The sequence below is a fragment of the Martinezella calliandrae genome (assembly GCF_030272695.1).
GTDB classification, from domain to species: Bacteria; Pseudomonadota; Alphaproteobacteria; order Rhizobiales; family Rhizobiaceae; genus Rhizobium; species Rhizobium calliandrae.
This window is the reverse complement of record NZ_JARFYN010000210.1, coordinates 1-463: the sequence shown is the minus strand read 5'-3', so window position 1 is coordinate 463 and position 463 is coordinate 1. Positions and strand designations below refer to the sequence as shown.

1 protein-coding gene is annotated in these 463 nt (G+C 59.8%); it reads left to right on the top strand.

The annotated features are described in order from the left end of the window. The coding region (locus tag PY650_RS36780) for a M14 family metallopeptidase (RefSeq protein ID WP_285885028.1) at nt 1-463 on the top strand (463 nt) is incomplete at both ends.

Below are 463 nucleotides of genomic sequence, written 5' to 3'. Positions count from 1 at the left end.
ACTTTGGGTATTTCCGGCTCCCTCTCGCGGTCCACGACCGGTCCGGAGATGACGTTGGCTACAGTTTTGAGGCCATCCCGGTGGTCACCATTCGCAATGGCGAAGGCCCGGGTGTCCTACTGATGGCAGGTAGCCATGGCAATGAATACGAAGGCCAAATCATCCTGGCGAAGCTGATCCGGGAGTTGCGGGTTGAGGACGTTCGTGGTCGGATCATCATTCTTCCAGGAGCCAATGCTCCGGCGGTTCGCGCCGACCGCCGCAATTCGCCTCTCGATGATGGAAACCTGAACCGGAAATTCCCCGGCGATCCGGATGGCGACCCGACCTCTATGATCGCCCATCTGATCGAAAGTGAACTGCTGACGCGCGTCGACTACGCGATCGACCTGCATTCCGGCAGCCTTAGCATCGAGTACCTGCCCTGTGCGGTCGTCGCACGTCCGTCCAATCCTGGCCGCAT